Annotated in this window: 14 protein-coding genes; 8 read left to right on the top strand and 6 right to left on the bottom strand. The window is 33.6% G+C overall.

Translation table 11 applies throughout. The features are described 5' to 3' along the window. Positions 1-220: 220 nt before the first annotated feature. The gene (locus RF683_RS06285) at positions 221-505 is read left to right on the top strand and encodes a GNAT family protein (RefSeq protein ID WP_298655406.1); all 285 of its coding nucleotides are present in this window, start codon (positions 221-223) and stop codon (positions 503-505) included. Here the strand turns inward: RF683_RS06285 and mtaB are convergent, their stop codons facing one another. From mtaB to RF683_RS06260, 5 genes are all read right to left on the bottom strand, one after another. Continuing rightward, positions 506-1,825, bottom strand: a complete 1,320-nt coding sequence (mtaB, locus tag RF683_RS06280) for a tRNA (N(6)-L-threonylcarbamoyladenosine(37)-C(2))-methylthiotransferase MtaB (protein WP_309531487.1) — start codon at positions 1,823-1,825, stop codon at positions 506-508. A 425-nt stretch (positions 1,826-2,250) separates the two neighbouring features. Then, positions 2,251-2,724 (bottom strand): DUF695 domain-containing protein, encoded by a 474-nt coding sequence (locus tag RF683_RS06275; RefSeq protein WP_309531486.1) that lies wholly within the window; start codon positions 2,722-2,724, stop codon positions 2,251-2,253. 307 nt (positions 2,725-3,031) lie between these two features. Then, positions 3,032-3,985 carry a transketolase family protein gene (locus RF683_RS06270; protein WP_309531485.1) on the bottom strand — a complete coding sequence of 318 codons (954 nt, stop codon included), beginning with the start codon at positions 3,983-3,985 and terminating at the stop codon, positions 3,032-3,034. Between the two features lie 266 nt (positions 3,986-4,251). Beyond that, positions 4,252-5,100, bottom strand: coding sequence for a transketolase (locus tag RF683_RS06265; protein WP_309531484.1), 849 nt, complete (start codon positions 5,098-5,100; stop codon positions 4,252-4,254). A 56-nt stretch (positions 5,101-5,156) separates the two neighbouring features. Then, positions 5,157-6,017 (bottom strand): alpha/beta fold hydrolase, encoded by an 861-nt coding sequence (locus tag RF683_RS06260; RefSeq protein ID WP_309531483.1) that lies wholly within the window; start codon positions 6,015-6,017, stop codon positions 5,157-5,159. Between the two features lie 100 nt (positions 6,018-6,117). Here RF683_RS06260 and RF683_RS06255 point away from each other — a divergent pair, with 100 nt between their 5' ends. The 6 genes from RF683_RS06255 to rpsA all read left to right on the top strand — a co-directional run bounded on the left by RF683_RS06255 (position 6,118) and on the right by rpsA (position 14,916). Further along, on the top strand, positions 6,118-6,933 hold the full coding sequence (locus RF683_RS06255; RefSeq protein WP_309531482.1) for a M48 family metallopeptidase: 816 nt from the start codon (positions 6,118-6,120) through the stop codon (positions 6,931-6,933). 63 nt (positions 6,934-6,996) lie between these two features. Further along, complete coding sequence (locus tag RF683_RS06250) at positions 6,997-8,301, top strand: MFS transporter (protein ID WP_309531481.1); 1,305 nt, start codon at positions 6,997-6,999, stop codon at positions 8,299-8,301. Between the two features lie 144 nt (positions 8,302-8,445). After that, positions 8,446-10,917, top strand: coding sequence for an endopeptidase La (gene lon, locus RF683_RS06245; RefSeq protein ID WP_309531480.1), 2,472 nt, complete (start codon positions 8,446-8,448; stop codon positions 10,915-10,917). Positions 10,918-11,044: 127 nt separating this feature from the next. Then, positions 11,045-12,061, top strand: coding sequence for a type IX secretion system protein PorQ (gene porQ / locus RF683_RS06240; RefSeq protein ID WP_309531479.1), 1,017 nt, complete (start codon positions 11,045-11,047; stop codon positions 12,059-12,061). 97 nt (positions 12,062-12,158) lie between these two features. Continuing rightward, positions 12,159-12,854, top strand: a complete 696-nt coding sequence (gene cmk / locus RF683_RS06235) for a (d)CMP kinase (RefSeq protein ID WP_309531478.1) — start codon at positions 12,159-12,161, stop codon at positions 12,852-12,854. A 292-nt stretch (positions 12,855-13,146) separates the two neighbouring features. After that, positions 13,147-14,916, top strand: a complete 1,770-nt coding sequence (gene rpsA, locus RF683_RS06230) for a 30S ribosomal protein S1 (RefSeq protein WP_309531477.1) — start codon at positions 13,147-13,149, stop codon at positions 14,914-14,916. 237 nt (positions 14,917-15,153) lie between these two features. Here rpsA and pheT read toward each other — a convergent pair whose 3' ends face one another. Beyond that, positions 15,154-17,586, bottom strand: coding sequence for a phenylalanine--tRNA ligase subunit beta (pheT, locus tag RF683_RS06225; RefSeq protein WP_309531476.1), 2,433 nt, complete (start codon positions 17,584-17,586; stop codon positions 15,154-15,156). 166 nt (positions 17,587-17,752) lie between these two features. On the opposite strand from pheT, the gene RF683_RS06220 reads away from it, so the two are divergent. Beyond that, positions 17,753-19,702, top strand: coding sequence for a KUP/HAK/KT family potassium transporter (locus RF683_RS06220; protein ID WP_309531475.1), 1,950 nt, complete (start codon positions 17,753-17,755; stop codon positions 19,700-19,702). The last annotated feature ends 94 nt before the right edge of the window (positions 19,703-19,796 follow it).

The raw sequence follows: 19,796 nt of genomic DNA, 5'->3' as shown, positions 1-19,796 counted from the left end.
TTTAGCATACTATTTTTTAGTGATTTAAAGATAGTGTTTTTTATTAGAATTTAGAGGTGTTTTGTGTTTAAATTAAAGTTAGCTTATTTAAATTAACATGTAAATTTTTGATAATCTATTGTTTACACTTGACACGAATGTTAAGAAATTGTAAATTTGCCAAAAATTAGAGCTCTTACAAAGCTATTTTTTTGTCCTAAATTAACCAGAACACAATACCATGGCAACCATCAAAGACAATGAATTGCTAAGACAATTTGAAATTACTACTGAAAAAGGATTACTCACGATTGAATACGCTATTCAAGAACGAAAAATATTCTTAACTAAGCTTTGTGCACCCGAACAAGAATCAGATGAGGCAATACAACAATTCGTTTCTGAAGTACTTGAACATGTGGAGGAACGAAAGTTTAAGGTAGTGCCTACACATCCTAAAATGGTATCTTTTTTCAGAAAAAATAAAAAATACCATTCGCTATTACCTCCAGGAATTAAAATATAATTAGTTAATAAATCCTACACGCACACTTCCGTCTTCATCTATGTGAGTTAAGGTAACTTGGTGTAGTGTATTTACTAATTCTGGATTCCAAGGTGTTTTAATTTTTACGTAGTTTTCTGTAAACCCATAAATATAGCCTTCTTTATTTTCGCCTTCAAATAATACGGTTCTTGTCGTGCCAATTTGACTTTCATAAAAAGCCCTGCGTTTTTTTACAGATAACCCGCGTAGCATTTTACTGCGTTTACTTCTGACATTCATGGGCACAACGCCTTCCATACTAATAGCTTCCGTATTGTCTCGTTCTGAGTACGTAAAAACATGTAAATAAGAAATGTCTAATTCGTGTAAAAAATGATAGGTTTCTAAAAAATGAGCATCGGTTTCACCTGGGAAACCTACAATAACATCAACCCCTATGCACGCATGAGGCATTACTTCTCTAATTTGATTTACACGATCTACATACAATTCGCGCAGGTAACGACGCTTCATTTTCTTTAAAATGTCGTTGCTTCCTGATTGTAGCGGAATGTGAAAATGCGGAACAAATGTTTTACTTTGTGCCACAAACGCAATGGTTTCATTTTTAAGCAAATTAGGCTCAATAGACGAAATGCGCAAACGCTCTATTCCTTCTACGTTGTCTAAGGCTTGTACGAGTTCTAAAAAAGTATGCTCGTGTTTTTTGTTGCCAAATTCACCTTTGCCATAATCGCCTATATTTACGCCCGTAAGTACGATTTCTTTGATGTTTTGAGCCGAAATTTCTTTTGCGTTTTTCAATACATTTTCTAGTGCATCACTTCTTGAAATGCCTCGCGCTAGCGGAATGGTACAATAGGTGCATTTGTAGTCGCAACCGTCTTGTACTTTAAGAAAAGCTCGTGTGCGGTCGCCTATGGAATAACTGCCAACATAAAAATCGGCATCTTCAATTTCGCAAGAGTGCACTTCGCCTTGTTCATTTTTTGATAAATCGTTGATGTAGTCTGTAATTTTAAATTTTTCGGTAGCCCCCAATACTAAATCCACACCGTCTACTGCAGCGAGTTCTTCAGGCTTAAGTTGGGCATAACAACCTACCGCAGCCACAAAGGCTTTTTGATTGCGTTGCAACGCTTTTTTGACTACTTGTTTAAATTGTTTGTCTGCATTTTCGGTAACCGAACACGTATTAATGACATAGATATCTGCCGGTTCTTCAAAATCGACACGTTCAAAACCTTCGTTTTGAAAATCTCTGGCAATGGTAGAGGTTTCAGAGAAATTTAATTTGCACCCTAAGGTGTAGAAGGCAACTTTTTTTGTGTTTTCCATAAGCAAGCTCAATTGATGAAATCGTTGTCAAAAAATTGAGAATGCAAAGATACTATTTTTTCGTAAAGAAAAACGTAAGTTATACAGTTAATCAACTATAGCGTAAACTACTTTTAGCTGAAGTCTCAACGCTATACTATAGATTAATAAATTTCTTTTGAAACTCTGTTAGGTCCGAATTTGATTTTGGTTCTTTTTCACAACCAATAAAGAAAGCTAAAAAAACTAATAGAAATATATTTTTCATTTGTTTTTGATTTTATGCAAATATTTTCTAAACTTTCTGCTAACGTTTCGCGGCTACAAGTAGTGGCGTGAGCCAACACCAAGCCATAACAAATATAAACTTATTTTAGAAAATTCGGAGAATTTTCGGAATAGTACTGAACTAGCCATTGCTAGAAACCGCTGTTAGCAGTAGTACTTTATTCTTTCATTATGTTTTTCAATTGCCAATCTGCAAGTTTCCATTCTTCATCATCGTCAATTCTGTAGTCAAATTGAAACGGATAATTTTTTTCTTCAATGATTTTATTCAGGAATCCATTTGTTAGTTCTGGATCAAAAACTCTCCAAGTTAATTCTCTAGTTTTATTCCACGTAATTCTTCCTAAAAATAATGCATTTGGCTTTTCTTTATTTTCACCTTTTATATTTTTATCTAAATAATCTTCAAACTTTTCCGCTTTCAAAACATCTTCATTTGTTGGCATTCCATTTTCAATAAAGTTTTCAAAGTCAATCATAATTGAGCAATGCCAAGAAAATACTTTCTTAGGTTCAAATTTTACCAAATTTAAATTTACAACTCCAATTCCTAGCAACCCTTTTTGTCTAAATTCTATAATTTGATATTCTTCTTCTGGAATAATTACTCTAAATTCTCTTTCTTCGCTCATTTTTTTTTTTTTTGTATTACTTTATCTATGATAACCATCATACATAATTTCAATTGTAAATTTATAAAAAATCTTATAAATCATCAAATGGGCTTTTAATTTGTTGAATGCTTTTTGTTTTTATAGGGTAGTAAATTTTAGTGTTATAGATGATTAATAGCTTGTTGATAAAGAGCTACTAGATAGATGATGTATAGATAGTGTATGGATAGTGTATGGATAGTGTATGTAAAAGGTATTGGCAAAGCAAATAAAAATGCCTGCTCATAAAATGAAACAGGCATTTGTTTATCAATGATACAAAAAATTACTTTCTTTTGATTACTTTTTCTGCTTTTTCAATGATGGCAGCGCTGTTTAACCCGTATTTTTCCATTAATTGGTCTGGCGTTCCGCTTTCTCCAAAGCTGTCGTTTACCGCAACAAATTCTTGTGGCACTAAATGATGTTGAATTAATGTTCTAGAAACACTTTCACCTAAACCACCAATGATGTTATGTTCTTCGGCCGTAACTACACAACCCGTTTTCTTCACTGATTTTAAAATCGCTTCTTCATCTATTGGTTTAATCGTGTGAATATTAATTACTTCAGCCGAAATTCCTTTTGCTTCTAGTGCCTCTGCAGCAATAAGCGCTTCCCATACTAAATGGCCTGTTGCTAGTATCGTTACATCTGTTCCTTCTTGTAAGACAATGGCTTTTCCAATTACGAAAGGTTCGTCAGCAGGCATAAAGTTAGGCACTACCGGACGACCAAAACGCAAATAAGCAGGGCCGTGATGAGCAGCTAATGCAATAGTTGCTGCTTTCGTTTGGTTGTAATCGCAGGTATTAATGACAGTCATGCCAGGTAACATTTTCATCAAACCTATATCTTCTAAGATTTGGTGTGTAGCTCCGTCTTCGCCTAAGGTTAACCCAGCGTGAGAAGCACAAATTTTTACATTTTTATCTGAATAGGCTACAGATTGACGAATTTGGTCATACACTCTCCCTGTAGAGAAGTTTGCAAATGTTCCTGTAAACGGAATTTTACCTCCTATAGTTAAACCAGCAGCGATTCCTATCATATTAGCTTCTGCAATTCCAATTTGGAAAAAACGTTCTGGATGATTTTTTTTGAAATCGTCAAATTTCAAAGAACCAATTAAGTCGGCACATAATGCTACGACGTTTTCGTTCTGTTGTCCTAATTCGGTCATTCCTGCACCAAATCCTGAACGGGTATCTTTACTTCCTGTATTTTCGTATTTTTTCATGTTGTGTTGTTTTAGAGTTTCAAAGTTTCAAAGTTTAGCTTCGCTCCGTTCGGCTACGCCTCGGGTCAAGTTTAAGAGTTTCAAAGTTTAGCTTCGCTCCGTTCGGCTACGCCTCGGGTCAAGTTTAAGAGTTTAAGAGTTTAGCTTCGCTCCGTTCGGCTTTGCCTCGGGTCAAGTTTAACTCTACTTTTTTGAGCACTTGATTAACAATACCTAATCACTTTTCACTAATTACTTTTTACTAATCACTAATCACTAATTACTAGTTAATAATCACCTAAAGTTTCAGGATTTTGCGCTAAAGCATTTGCTAATTGTTCGTCATTAGGCGCTTTTCCATGCCATGCATGTGTATGCATCATAAAATCAACCCCATGTCCCATAACCGTGTGTAACAATACGCAAACAGGTTTTCTTTTTCCTGTTTTTGCTTTAGCCTGAGTCATTCCCTCAATAATTGCCGCAATTTGATTGCCTTCTTTTATTTCTAAAACGTCCCAATCAAAGGCTTCAAATTTTGCTCTTACGTTACCTAGTGAAACGACATCTTTTGTAGCTCCATCAATTTGTTGTCCGTTATAATCTACAACAGCTATTAGATTGTCTATATTTTTTGCAGAAGCATACATAATGGCTTCCCAGTTTTGTCCTTCTTGTAATTCGCCATCACCCGTTAATACATATACAAGATGGTTGTCTTTATTTAGTTTTTTAGCCTGCGCAGCCCCTATAGCAACTGACAAACCTTGTCCAAGAGAACCTGACGCCATGCGAATGCCTTCTAAGCCTTCATGCGTGGTAGGGTGACCTTGTAAACGGGTGTTCAATTTTCTAAAGGTAGCCAATTCGGCAACAGAAAAATAACCACTTCTTGCTAATACACTGTAAAAAACAGGGGAGATGTGCCCATTTGATAAAAAGAAAATATCTTCATTTGTTCCGTTCATATCAAAACCTTCTTTTCGATCCATCAGGTGTTGGTATAACGTTACTAAAAATTCGGCACAGCCTAATGAGCCTCCAGGATGACCTGAATTTACAGCGTGTACCATTCTTAAAATGTCTCTTCTAACTTGTGTAGTCAAGTCTTCTAAGTACGAAATTTGTTGTGTCATGTTGTTTTTTTTGCAAAAATAAGATGAATAGTTTGTTTTTGAAAAGGAATTTACCTTTAGTTATTAACTAAAAAAGACGTAATATGTTGAATAACTTTTGCATCGCCCAATATTTTTCTGTGTCCTAATCCTTCGGTAATGATAAGTTGGTGGTTTTCTAAATTTTCGGCAATTCCATACGCAGCATCTACAGGCACTTCATAATCCTGTTTGTCATGAATAACAAGCATAGGTGTTTTTACCTCTTTAGCGGCTATGTATCCTGCATAGTCTTCCATTTTGGCGTGGTATTTTTTCTCAAATTCGCGTTTCATTTGTTCGCCTACTTTTGCAGGAAGTTTTAATTTTGAAATAAAATCAGCTACAATTTTATCAACACTATTACCACTACCTATAAGCACACCTTTTTTAATTTGAAAACCTTGTTTAACTGCGTTTAATAAAGACATGGCGCCTAGTGAGTGTGCTACAGCAAATTCAAACGGACCATATTTCTTTTCCAGTTCAAGTATGCTACTAATAAATTCAAGCATGATAGTTGTTTTAGTTCCCGATTTTCCATGGGCTGGCGCATCAAAACTAACCGTTGAAAAACCAAGGCTTATTAATTCATCTGCAATTTTAACCAATTGTGTACCTCTGCCAGACCATCCGTGAATTAATAATACTTTTTTAGTAGCTTGTCCGTATTCATATACAACAATTTCTTTTTGAATGCTTTTAATAAATAATCTTGTTTGTAGAGCAGTTGCCTCCATGTGATGTTCTCTTTTTGGGGCTTTGTGCTTTATAGGTGTGATAAATAATTTTCGGGCAAATTTTTCAGCCCATTTGATTGAGAAAAAATATAATATTTTGGCAATCAGAATAATAAAAAACGGAATTTTGATTTGATCTTTATGTTTATTTTTCGACATATTAATTTTTTTACAAATTTAGGAAAATTATACCGCTAATGGTACGGATTTTGTAGGTAATAATGTTAAATTTACAATTTTTAATGCTAAAACATACGTTATGAAGTTAAGTTATAAAATAGGATTATTTGTAGTTGTACTCGCAATGAGTTGTGCGAAAAATCCCTTTACTGGAAAAAAAACGATGGCATTTGTACCCAATAATCAATTATTCCCATCAGCCTTTCAGCAATATTCTCAGTTTTTAGCTGAAAATAAAGTAATCAAAGGAACTACTGATGCTAAAAGAATAGAAACAATAGGGATGAAAATTAAAGCTGCTGCTGAAAAATATTTGACCGCAAATGGGTATCCTACTTATTTAAATGAGTACAAGTGGGAATACAATTTAGTAGAAAGTAAAGAGTTGAATGCGTGGTGTATGCCAGGAGGAAAAATTGTATTCTATACAGGAATTTTACCTGTTTGTAAAGATGACGCGGGTATCGCGGCAGTTATGGGGCATGAAGTAGCACATGCATTAGCCAATCATGGACAACAACGTATGAGTGCTGGTTTATTGCAACAAGTAGGTGCGGTTGGGGCAGCTTTAGCCGCCGAAAAATATGCACCTAAATATCAAAATGAAGCCATGCAAGCGTATGGAGCTGCTTCCACTGTAGGTGGTATACTACCCTTTAGTCGGGCACATGAAAGTGAAGCAGATATGATTGGGCTTACTCTTATGGCTATTGCAGGTTACAATCCTGACAATGCGGTGAAACTATGGGAACGAATGTCTGCTTTATCAGAGGGTAAAACGCCACCCGAATTTTTATCTACGCATCCAAGCAATGAAACGCGAATCAAAGAATTACAAGCGTTATTACCTCAAGCAAAAGCGGAAGCGGCTAAATTTGGTGTAACATTTAATTAGTTCTTAAAAAATAGTATATTTAGTCCCGATTTTATCGGGATTTTTTATTTTAAAAAGAAAATTATGCTGGCAATAAAAAAAGGGAATTCAAAAGTGCTATGGGCTTGGGCGTTTTATGACTGGGCAAATTCTGTGTATGCATTAGTAATATCCTCATCTATTTTTCCGCTGTTTTTTGGTCAATTATTTAGACAAAAAAATATAGAAACGATTTCCTTTTTTGGAAGCCAAAAATCAGGAGAAACCATCATTAGTTATGTTACAGCTTTCGGATTTATAGTTATTGCCTTTATGTCGCCTTTGCTTTCTGGTATAGCAGATTATATGGGTAATAAGATGTTTTTTATGAAATTTTTTTGCTACTTAGGAGCTGCTTCATGTATGTTGCTCTATTTTTTTGATTTACATAATTTGTATTTTGGGTTGTGTTGTTACACATTAGCCTTGATTGGGTATTGGGGAAGTTTAGTGTTTTATAATTCCTATTTACCCGATATAGCACTTAAAGAAAAGCAAGATAGTATTTCGGCAAGGGGTTACAGTTTGGGCTATGTGGGCAGTGTTATTTTATTAGTAATTAATTTGGCTATGGTAATGCTTGTGCCTGATGATTCAAAAATGCAAATGATGAAGTATTCGTTTGTATTAGTAGGTATTTGGTGGCTGGGATTTAGTCAATACACGTATTATTATTTACCCAATCAAAAGACAGGTAAAAAAATACATAAAGATATTGTGTTTAAAGGTTTTAGAGAATTGCAAAAAGTATGGAAACATATTCAAACGCTTGCTGTATTGAAACGCTATTTGCGGGCATTTTTTGTGTATAGTATGGCCGTACAAACTATTATGATTATTGCGGCTTATTTTGGGGAGAAAGAAGTAGATTGGGGTAGCCCATCTGCACGAACTTCAGGATTAATAGGCAGTATATTACTTATTCAATTGATTGCAGTTTTGGGAGCCTATCTTACAAGTAAAGCTTCAACTTATTTTGGAAACATTAAGGTGTTATTCGTTCTTAATATATTGTGGATACTGATTTGTATTGATGCTTATTTTATTTCTACACCTATGGATTTTTATATTGCTGCTTGTTGCGTGGGTTTAATAATGGGAGGTATTCAATCTTTATCACGTTCGACGTATTCAAAATTAATACCTAATGATGTGGTTGATACGACCTCTTTTTTTAGTTTTTACGATGTTTCGGAAAAAATAGGTATTGTAATAGGTATGTTTACCTATGGTTTCATTGCTGATATTACAGGTAAAATGCAAAATGCTATTTTATTTTTAATTCTGTTCTTTGCTTTAGGCGCTTTCTTGTTGTATAAGCTTTTACAAAATCAAAAAGAAACGCATTAAGTGTTTAACTATGGCACAATACTTGACTATAACGTGGGGAATTCCTTCTAAAAATAACAACTAGCGATTACATTATACTCGCATTTCAGTAGAAATTTAAAGGGAATAATCCTTTTTTAATGACATAATGACTTATTTATAACTATGCCAAATCATAAAATACTAACGCTTGACAATTTGTCACTACAAGAAATTGATAATGAAGCTGATTTAATTCCTTTAATGACACCTGAAGATGAAGAAGAAATGAATAATGAAGCCTTGCCTTCCGATTTGCCTATTTTACCTCTTAGAAATACGGTATTGTTTCCTGGTGTTGTTATCCCAATTACTGCAGGAAGGGACAAGTCTATTAAATTAATTAATGAAGCTAATGCAGGCTCAAAAGTTATTGGGGTAGTGGCTCAAATAGATGAAAATATTGAAGATCCAACACCTAATGACGTGTATCATATTGGTACGGTTGCCAAAATTATGCGTGTATTAAAAATGCCCGACGGTAACGTAACCATAATATTACAAGGTAAAAAACGTTTTGAAATAGATAACTTTACTCAAGAAGAACCTTATTTTAAAGCAACTATAAAAGAATATAAGGAGACAAGACCTAAGAAAAATGATGAAGAATTTGAAACCATCATTGATTCTATTAAAGAATTGTCTATCCAAATTATTAAGGAAAGTCCAAATATTCCTACCGAGGCTACTTTTGCTATTAAAAATATTGAAAGCAGTCCGTTTTTAGTCAACTTTGTTTCTTCTAACATGAATTTAAATTTAGAAGAAAAGCAACGTTTACTATCTATTATTGATTTAAAAGAACGTGCTTTAGAAACATTGAAATACATGAATTTAGAGTTGCAAAAACTCGAAATTAGAAACGATATTCAATCTAAAGTTCGCTTTGATTTAGATCAACAACAACGCGAATATTTCCTACAGCAACAAATGAAAACAATCCAAGAAGAACTGGGAGGTGTTTCGCACGAAGCTGAAATAGAAGAAATGCGCAAAAAAGCGAAAACTAAAAAATGGGACAATAAAGTAGCTGAGTATTTTGAAAAGGAATTGTCAAAATTACAACGTACCAATCCTAATTCACCAGATTTTGGAATCCAACGTAATTACTTAGATTTATTTTTAGAATTACCATGGAATGAGTTTTCAAAAGACAAATTTGATTTAAAACATGCCCAACAAATTTTAGATAGAGACCATTTTGGGTTAGAAGATGTTAAAAAGCGTATCATAGAACATTTGGCAGTTTTGAAATTGCGAAATGATATGAAGTCACCTATTTTGTGTTTATATGGACCTCCAGGAGTGGGTAAAACTTCAATTGGTAAATCTATTGCAGAAGCATTAGGTAGAGAATATGTGCGCATTTCATTAGGAGGATTGCGTGATGAGGCAGAAATAAGAGGACATCGTAAAACGTATATTGGTGCTATGCCAGGGCGAATTATTCAAAGTATTAAAAAAGCAAAAACTTCAAATCCTGTTTTTGTGTTGGACGAAATTGATAAGTTATCAATGAGTCATAATGGAGATCCTTCTTCGGCTTTGCTTGAAGTTTTAGACCCTGAGCAAAACAATTCGTTTCACGACAATTTCTTAGAATTAGGATATGATTTATCAAAAGTGATGTTCATTGCCACGTCAAATAGTTTGTCAACCATTCAACCCGCTTTGAGAGATCGAATGGAAATCATAAACATGACAGGTTATACGATTGAAGAAAAAATTGAAATTGCTAAAAATTATTTGTTGCCTAAACAATTAAAAGAACACGGTTTAACAAGCAAAGATTTGCAAATTGGAAAAAAACAATTGGAAAAAATTGTAGTTGGTTACACCCGTGAATCTGGTGTTCGTGGTTTGGATAAGAAAATAGCTGAAATGGTACGTCATGCTGCCAAATCTGTAGCGATGGAAGAGCCGTACAACGTTAAAGTTACTGATGCCGATATTATTGAAGTATTAAAATCACCGCGTTTAGAACGTGATAAATATGAAAATAATGATACAGCAGGTGTGGTTACAGGTTTAGCTTGGACTTCTGTTGGTGGAGATATTTTATTCATTGAGTCAATTGTGTCCAAAGGAAAAGGCGGTATGACCATGACAGGAAATTTGGGTACAGTAATGAAAGAATCTGTTACCATTGCCCTGGAATATATAAAAGCCAATTCAAAATTGCTTGGGATTGATTCAGAAGTACTTCAAAATTATAACATTCACATTCACGTCCCAGAAGGAGCAACGCCAAAAGATGGTCCAAGTGCAGGTATTGCAATGCTTACGTCAATGGTTTCTAGCTTTACCCAAAAACGCGTAAAAAAATCTATTGCCATGACAGGTGAAATTACCTTGAGAGGAAAAGTGTTACCCGTGGGTGGTATTAAAGAAAAAATACTAGCCGCTAAGCGAGCTAATATTAAAGAAATTATTTTGTGTAAAGAGAATAAGAGAGACATTGAAGAAATTAAGGCTTCTTATATTGAAGGACTTACCTTTCATTATGTCGATACCATGAAGGAAGTAATTGATGTAGCTATAACTCATCAAAAAGTAAAAGATGCTATAGATTTTAACTTTAAGAAAGAAACTAAATAAACAAAAAGGCTAACGATATCGTTAGCCTTTTTGTTTATAACTAATTAAGATTCCGTTCAACTAAATTTTCTCATTCTGATTTATAATTTTATCTTCGCATTTACGTTATTAACGTAGGAATGTAAAGATGTTAAAGAAAATAGGTGTGTTTTTATGGTTTGTAGTAAGTCCTGTTTGCGCTCAAATAGGCGGACAATCTGTGTACCAGTTTCTTAACTTAGTGCAATCGCCTCGTCAAGCAGCTATGGGGGGTAAAACGGTTACGATTATGGATTATGATGTCAATCAGGCTAATTTTAATCCAGCTACCATTAATCCTAAAATGGGTAACCATCTAGCTACAAATTACAGTAAGTATTATGGTGAAATAGCCTATGGCACCGCTTCATACGCTTATACATGGGACAGGCATGTGCAAACCTTACATGTAGGGGTAAATTATGTAAATTACGGCAATTTTGATGGCTACGATGAGTTGGGTAACCAAACGGGTGCCTTTAGTGGTTCAGAAGGTGCTTTGTCTATTGGTTATGCCTATAATATTCCGTGGACAAACTTACATGTAGGCGCTAATTTAAAATTAATTACTTCTACGTTAGAGCGCTATAATTCTTTTGGAGCGGCAACAGATATTGGCCTATTGTATATCGATGAAAAAAATGATATTAATTTCGGCTTAACCTTTAGAAATATTGGGTACCAAATTAAACCTTATGATGCCGTGCGAGAAAAGTTACCCTTTGAAATTGATGCGGGAATTTCTCAATTAATGGAAAATGTACCTATTAGATGGCATGTTACGTTTGAAAATTTGCAACAATGGAATATTGCTTTTGCCAATCCAAATAGAGCACAAGGTTCGTTAGATGGTTCAACTAAAGAAGAGCAAGTTTCTTTTTTTAACAATACCTTACGACATGTTATTCTTGGTGCCGAATTATTTCCTGAAAAAGCATTCAATATAAGATTAGGTTATAATTTTAGAAGAGGACAAGAATTGAATATAATAGACCAAAGAAATTTTAGTGGTGTTTCAGCAGGGTTTAGTTTACGCTTTAATAAAGTACGCTTTGATTATTCGTATGCTAAATATACACTTGCTGCTAATACAAGTATGTTTGGATTGATGATTGATTTGAATTAGTAAAAAGTAAAAAGTAAAAAGTAAAAAGTAAAAGGATGAATTACTGACTTAATTATATTTCACAAAGTCAGTTTTTCATAACTAATAAAATAAAAACATGAATAAAATTACCATAGCAATAGATGGTTATTCATCAACAGGGAAAAGTACATTAGCAAAGCAATTAGCTGCAGCTTTAGGGTATGTATATGTAGATACGGGAGCTATGTATCGTGGTATAACGTATTTTGCTATGCAACACGATTGGGTTTCGGAATCTCATTTAAATAAATCGGAATTAATTACTCATTTGCAAAATATTTCCTTACATTTTAAATTTAACTCAGCATTAGGTTTTGCGGAAATGTATGTGAATGGCGAAAACGTAGAAAAAGCCATTCGAACTATTGAGGTTTCACGTTTGGTAAGTAAAGTGGCTGAAGTTTCTGAGGTACGAGCCAAATTGGTAGAACAGCAACAGCAAATGGGAAAAGAAAAAGGGATTGTGATGGACGGTAGAGATATCGGAACAGTTGTTTTTCCAGATGCTGAACTAAAATTATTCATGACAGCTAGTGCTAAAACAAGAGCGCAACGTCGTTTTGATGAATTACTCGAAAAAGGACAGCGCGTTACCTTTGAAGAAGTCTTGCAAAATGTAGAAGAACGCGATTATATTGATACACATCGAGAAGATTCTCCTCTTGTTAAAGCTGATGATGCTATCGAGATCGATAATTCAGTTATGACCAAACAAGAACAATTTGAATTGGTAATGAAAATGGTCAATGAGAAGCTAGCTGGGAGTAAATAGTGAATAGTAAATAGTGAATAGTGAATAGTGAATAGTATAACCTATACTCCCAACTCCTAACAGGTAATTCCGAAATCTTCTAAGGTTCATGTTTTTATAGATTTTTGTACCCTTCGTTTTTCAATTATTTCCCTATAAAATAGTTGTATTTTATAAAAAATTATTATCTTTGCACACCTTTTGACAGAGTAGCGTTTTCAATTGGCAATCAAATAATTAAGTAAAAACACTGCTGTTGTTTTAATCTGTAGAAAAAACGCAAACAAACACGGCATACAAAATTTTTATCAGCATGGCTGAATTAAACAAAGAACAACAAGATTTTTTAGCGGATTTTAACTGGCATAATTATGCAGAAGGAATTGATCCAATTGATGAGAAAAATCTTCAAGAATTTGAAGAATTAGTATCTAAAACTTTCATTTCTACAGGAGACGAAGAAGTTGTAGAAGGTGTAGTAGTTAGAGTAACTGACAGAGATGCAATCGTTGATATCAACGCAAAATCTGAAGGAGCTATTTCTTTAAATGAATTTCGTTACAATCCTAACTTAAAAGTTGGGGACAAAGTAGAAGTATTAATTGACGTAAGAGAAGATAAATCAGGTCAATTAGTATTATCTCACAAAAAAGCAAGAACAATCAAAGCATGGGATAGAGTTATCGCAGCTAACGAAACTGGAGAAATCGTTAATGGTTTTGTTAAATGTAGAACTAAAGGTGGTATGATTGTAGATGTATTCGGTATTGAAGCATTCTTACCAGGTTCACAAATTGATGTGAAACCTATCCGTGATTACGATCAATATGTAAACAAAACGATGGAATTCAAAGTGGTTAAAATTAACCATGAGTTCAAAAACGTTGTTGTTTCGCACAAAGCACTTATCGAAGCAGATATCGAGGTTCAGAAAAAAGAAATCATTGGTCAATTAGAAAAAGGACAAGTATTAGAAGGTGTAGTTAAAAACATTACTTCTTATGGTGTGTTCATTGACTTAGGTGGTGTAGATGGATTAATTCATATTACAGATTTATCTTGGTCTCGTATCAATCACCCAAGTGAAGTATTAGAATTAGACCAAAAATTAAACGTTGTTATCTTAGACTTTGATGATGAGAAAACAAGAATTCAATTAGGTTTAAAACAATTAAACGCTCACCCATGGGATGCTTTAGATGCTAACTTAAAAGTAGGTGATAAAGTTAAAGGAAAAGTGGTAGTTTTAGCAGATTATGGTGCTTTCATTGAAGTAGCAGAAGGTGTTGAAGGTTTAATCCACGTTTCTGAAATGTCTTGGTCAACGCATTTAAGAAGTGCTCAAGATTTTGTTAAAGTAGGAGATGTAGTTGAGGCAGTAATTTTAACGTTAGATAGAGAAGATAGAAAAATGTCTTTAGGTATCAAACAAATGACTACTGATCCATGGACTGATATCACTTCTAAATATCCAGTAGGTTCTAAACACACAGGAATTGTTAGAAACTTTACTAACTTTGGTATTTTTGTTGAGTTAGAAGAAGGAATTGACGGTTTAGTGTATATCTCAGATTTATCTTGGACTAAGAAAATCAAACATCCATCAGAATTTGTTAACGTAGGTGATAAATTAGATGTTGTTGTATTAGAATTAGACGTTGAAGGTAGAAAATTATCTTTAGGTCACAAACAAACAACTGAAAATCCTTGGGACAAACATGAAGCAGCTTTTGCAGTAGGAACAATCCACACTGGAACAGTAACTGAAATGGTTGATAAAGGTGCAACTGTTGATTTTGGTGATAACGTTCAAGGTTTTGTACCAACACGTCACTTAGAAAAAGAAGATGGTAAAAAATTGAAAAAAGGAGATACAATTGAATTTAAAGTTATCGAATTTAACAAAGAATTCAAAAGAATTGTAGCTTCTCATACAGCTATCTTTAGAGAAGAAGAAGAGAAAAACGTTAAGTCTGCAGAGTCTAACAACGTAGCAACTTCTTCAAACAATGCAGAAAAATCTACTTTAGGTGATATTGATGCATTAGCTGAATTAAAAGCTAGAATGGATAAAGGAGAATAATTTTTATATCCTAAACATACTAAAAATCCCAATCAGTACTGGTTGGGATTTTTTATTTAAGAGAACTACCTTAAAGATTTACTCACTACTATTCCTGTGTTACACTTTTACATGGTAACCGTTTCACCCAGGTCTATACTTCGCGTGTTAGCGGCTTAATCACTACTTTTTACATATAAAAATACCCCAACATGAAAGAAGGGGTATCTGTAATTTTTATAGATTATACTCTAATTTTTAACTTCTCAAAGTAGCGCCTAACTGTGTTTCAAAATTATTGAGTAGTTTAGACATAATTTTATCAATTTGTACGTCGGTTAACGTTTTTGAATTGTCTTGTAAAATAAAGCTTAATGCATAAGATTTTTTACCTTCGGGTAAGTTTTTACCTTCATATACATCAAATAAATTAATTTCTTTTAACAGCCCTTTTTCAGTTTGTTTAGCAATTGTATAACACTGTTCAAAAGTAATAGAACTGTCTACTAAAAGAGCTAAATCTCTTCTTACTTCTGGGAATTTTGGTATTTCTGTAAGTTTGATTTTGTTTGAAACGTATTTTTGAATCGCGTCCCAATTAAAGTCAGCAAAAAACACATGCTGTTTGATGTCAAAATGCTTTACTACTGTTTTCTTAATCATACCTAATTCAATAATGATTTCGGTACCAATAGCTAAACCAATACCTTCACTAAAAATATCGTGACTTACAGGAACTGTCTTTACTTTTTTATCTAAATTAAGTTTAGCTAAAACTGCCATAACCATTCCTTTAAATATAAAGAAATCACTTGCTTTTTGAGGTGCATTCCAGTTTTCAGCGGCTGTGTTTCCTGTCATAGAAAGGGTAAGGTGTTTTTTCTCTGTGTAAATACCTTCGATTTTATGATAGGTTTTCCCAAATTCAAATAGTTTTAAATCGGTATTTCTTCGATTAATATTATAAGACAATGCTTCTAATGCCGAAAACAATAACGATTGTCTTAGAACAGATAAATCACTACTCAACGGGTTTAACATAGCTACAGTTTCTTCTTCTTTTACTTGTTCAGATAAACCAATATAGTTAGAAGTAGTAAGCGAGTTAGCCATCATTTCATGAAAACCTAAACTACATAATTGATTAGCAATGATGTTTTGTACTTTGAATTCTTCGGTACGTCCTGAATTTGAAACAGAAGCATTAATTTTATTAGGTATTTTAATGCTGTTGTAACCATACACCCTTAGAATTTCTTCAATAACATCTACTTCTCGTTGAACATCCACACGGTAAGAAGGAATACTTAAACCTAAGCCTGCGTCAGAAATACTATTTACTTTAATATCAAGAGAAGCTAGTACTTTTTTTATGGTTTCTTTTTTAAGTTCTTCTCCAATTAATTTATATACTTTATCAAAGGTCAAGAACACTTTAAAATCTTCAATTTTTTTCGGATAAATGTCTATAATGTCTGACGTAACTTCTCCGCCTGCAACTTCTTGTATAAGAAGCGCTGCTCTTTTTAAGGCATATACTGTAATCTCGGGATCAATTCCTCTTTCAAATCTAAACGAAGCATCTGTACTGAGTGTGTGTCTTTTTGCAGATTTACGAATAGCAACAGGATTAAAATACGCACTTTCTAAAAATATAGCATTTGTAGTTTCTGAAACTCCTGAATCTATACCGCCAAATACACCTGCCATACACATTGGACCATTTTCATCACAAATCATTAAATCTTCTTCATGTAGTGTGCGTTCCGTTCCGTCGAGGGTGGTAAATTTAGTTCCCGCCGTCACGGTTTTAACGGTAATTTTATTGCCTTTTATTTTTGCTGCATCAAAAGCATGTAGAGGTTGTCCTAGCTCGTGTAATACGTAATTAGTAACATCTACAATATTGTTTTTTGGGGTTAACCCAATAGCTTTTAATCTATTTTGTAACCAAGTAGGTGAGGGTTTAACAGAAACACCAGAAATTGTAACACCAGCATAGCGAGGAGCTAATTTAGCATCGTCAACTTTAACATCAATTTTTAGGGTTCTTTTGTCAATTTTGAACTTACTTACCGAAGGTGTGATTAATTCTGTGTTGACATTAGTTTGGCTTAATCCCGCTCTTAAATCACGGGCAACACCCATGTGGCTCATTGCGTCAGCACGATTTGGAGTTAGGCCAATTTCAAATACTTCATCTACTTCTATATTGAATACTTTACTAGCAGGCGTTCCTGGTTGTAAATCATCAGCCAAAATCATAATGCCGTCATGACTATCTCCAAGACCTATTTCGTCTTCGGCACAAATCATCCCATGACTTTCTTGACCTCTTATTTTACCTTTTTTAATTTCAAATGCGTTCCCTTCTTTATCAAACAATTTGGTTCCAATTGTTGCTACAGGTACTTTTTGCCCTGCTGCTACATTACTTGCGCCACACACAATTTGTACGGGTGCGTTTCCGTCGCCTAAATCAACAGTTGTAATTTTTAATTTATCCGCGTCAGGGTGTTTTTCGCAAGTTAACACATGCCCAACAACAATACCTTGAAGTCCACCAGGAATGCTTTCAAAGGCATCTACAGCTTCAACTTCTAAACCTAAATCTGTTAATAAGGCTGATACTTCTTCTGATTTCCAGTCGATTTTAATAAATTGTTTTAACCAATTGTAGGATATACGCATTTTTTATTCTTTTTTAAGCACGCAAATATAAGGAATTTGGAATAATTTGGAAGTTATTTTTGGGTTAGTATTTTTTAATTTAGAGGATATTTTAAATATTTTTAGCTCTAAATGAATTTGGAACGATTGCTTTTTGTAATTTTGCATCTTGTTTTATAATTTTAAAATGGAAAAAAATAACCATTCACTGCATAAACTTTCTGCAGCTGGATTACTAGTTACACTAGGAATTATTTATGGAGATATTGGAACTTCTCCGCTTTATGTTCTCAACGCAATTATTGGTTCTAAAGCAATTAACTCGGATGTTATTAAAGGTGCTATCTCTTGTATCTTTTGGACGTTAACTTTACAAACAACGATTAAATATGTAATTATTACACTTCGTGCCGATAATAACGGTGAGGGAGGTATTTTTTCGTTGTATGCATTAATTAGAAAAACTAAAGTTAAGTGGTTGCTATTTCCTGCAATTATAGGAGGTTGTACACTTTTAGCAGATGGAATTATAACCCCGCCTATTTCAGTTTCTTCTGCAATTGAAGGATTAAAAACATTGAATCCCGATATTGAAACCATGCCTATTGTTATTGTAATTTTGACCTTACTATTTGCTATTCAACAATTTGGGACTAAGTTTATAGGTAAATTTTTCGGCCCAGTTATGTTACTTTGGTTCGGAATGTTAGGTTTTTTAGGTGTGGTTCAAATGTTTGCTAATTTGGATATTTTAAGTTCATTAAATCCTTATTATGCGTACAAACTTTTATCTACACAAGGGGGTATTGTATATTTAGGTGCTGTATTTCTTTGTACAACAGGGGCAGAAGCTTTATATTCGGATTTAGGTCATTGTGGAAAAGATAATATCCGAATCAGTTGGATTTTTGTTAAAATAACATTGATTTTAAATTATTTAGGTCAAGGAGCGTGGTTAATCAATCATGAAGGAAGCACCTTAGCCGAAGCAGGAATTACGAATCCGTTTTTCGGTATTATGCCTACTTGGTTTGTGCCAATAGGTATTGGTATTGCAACTACAGCAGCTATCGTTGCTTCTCAAGCTTTAATTAGTGGTTCGTTTACGTTGATTAATGAAGCCGTTCGATTAAATTTTTGGCCTAAAGTAAAAATTAAATACCCTACAGATTTAAAAGGACAATTGTATATTCCATCAATAAATTGGTTATTATGGGTAGGTTGTATTTTTATTGTATTGTATTTTAAAGAGGCAAAATATATGGAGGCGGCTTACGGTTTAGCAATTGTATTGACGATGTTAATGACTACAACGCTGTTAAATTACTACATGATAATAAAACGTTATAACAAAATTTTTATAACCGTAATTGTAGCCACATATATAGTTATTGAAGGAGCATTTTTATACTCAAGTTTAGGTAAGTTTCACGAAGGTGGTTTTATAACGTTAATAATTGCTAGTATTTTATTTATAACCATGCTAATTTGGTTTTTTGCTAGAAAAATTAGAAATCGTTTTGTTGAATTTGTCAAATTAGAACAATATTTACCCGTATTGGAAGACTTGAGTAGAGATACTACTGTTTCAAAATATGCCACTAATTTGGTGTATTTAACCAGTGCAGATAATAGATATGAAATTGAAGCAAAAATTATACATTCAATAATAAATAATAATCCAAAACGCGCTGATATTTATTGGTTTGCCCATGTTCATGTTGTTGATGAGCCGTATACAATGGAATACAGAGTTTGTGAATTTATTCATGATGATGTTATACGTGTTGATTTTAGACTTGGATTTAGGGTTGCTCCAAAAATTAATAAAATGTTTAAACAAGTTGTTGAAGACATGCAAGCAAGAGGAGAAATTGATATTACCAGCAGATACACTTCATTACACAACCATCACATAGATGGAGATTTCCGATTTGTATTGATTGAAAAATTAATGTCTTATGATAATGCACTTCCGTTCTATGAAAAATTAGTTTTAGATGGCTATGATATTTTGAAAAAATTAGGCTTGTCTGAGGAGAAAGCATTTGGTTTAGACCCAGGATCTGTAGTCATCGAACAATTTCCAATGAAAATATCTGAAACAGCAAATTTTGATTTGAAACGAATAGATTAAAAAAATAAGCGACTAGTGAGTCGCTTATTTTTTTATAGATAGTTAAGGAATTGCTTTTCAATGATAAAATAATGCTATCAGTTGCAATAATTGT

The organism is Flavobacterium sp. 20NA77.7, assembly GCF_031326205.1.
GTDB lineage: Bacteria > Bacteroidota > Bacteroidia > Flavobacteriales > Flavobacteriaceae > Flavobacterium > Flavobacterium nakdongensis.
This window is presented reverse-complemented; position numbering and strand designations above follow the sequence as displayed.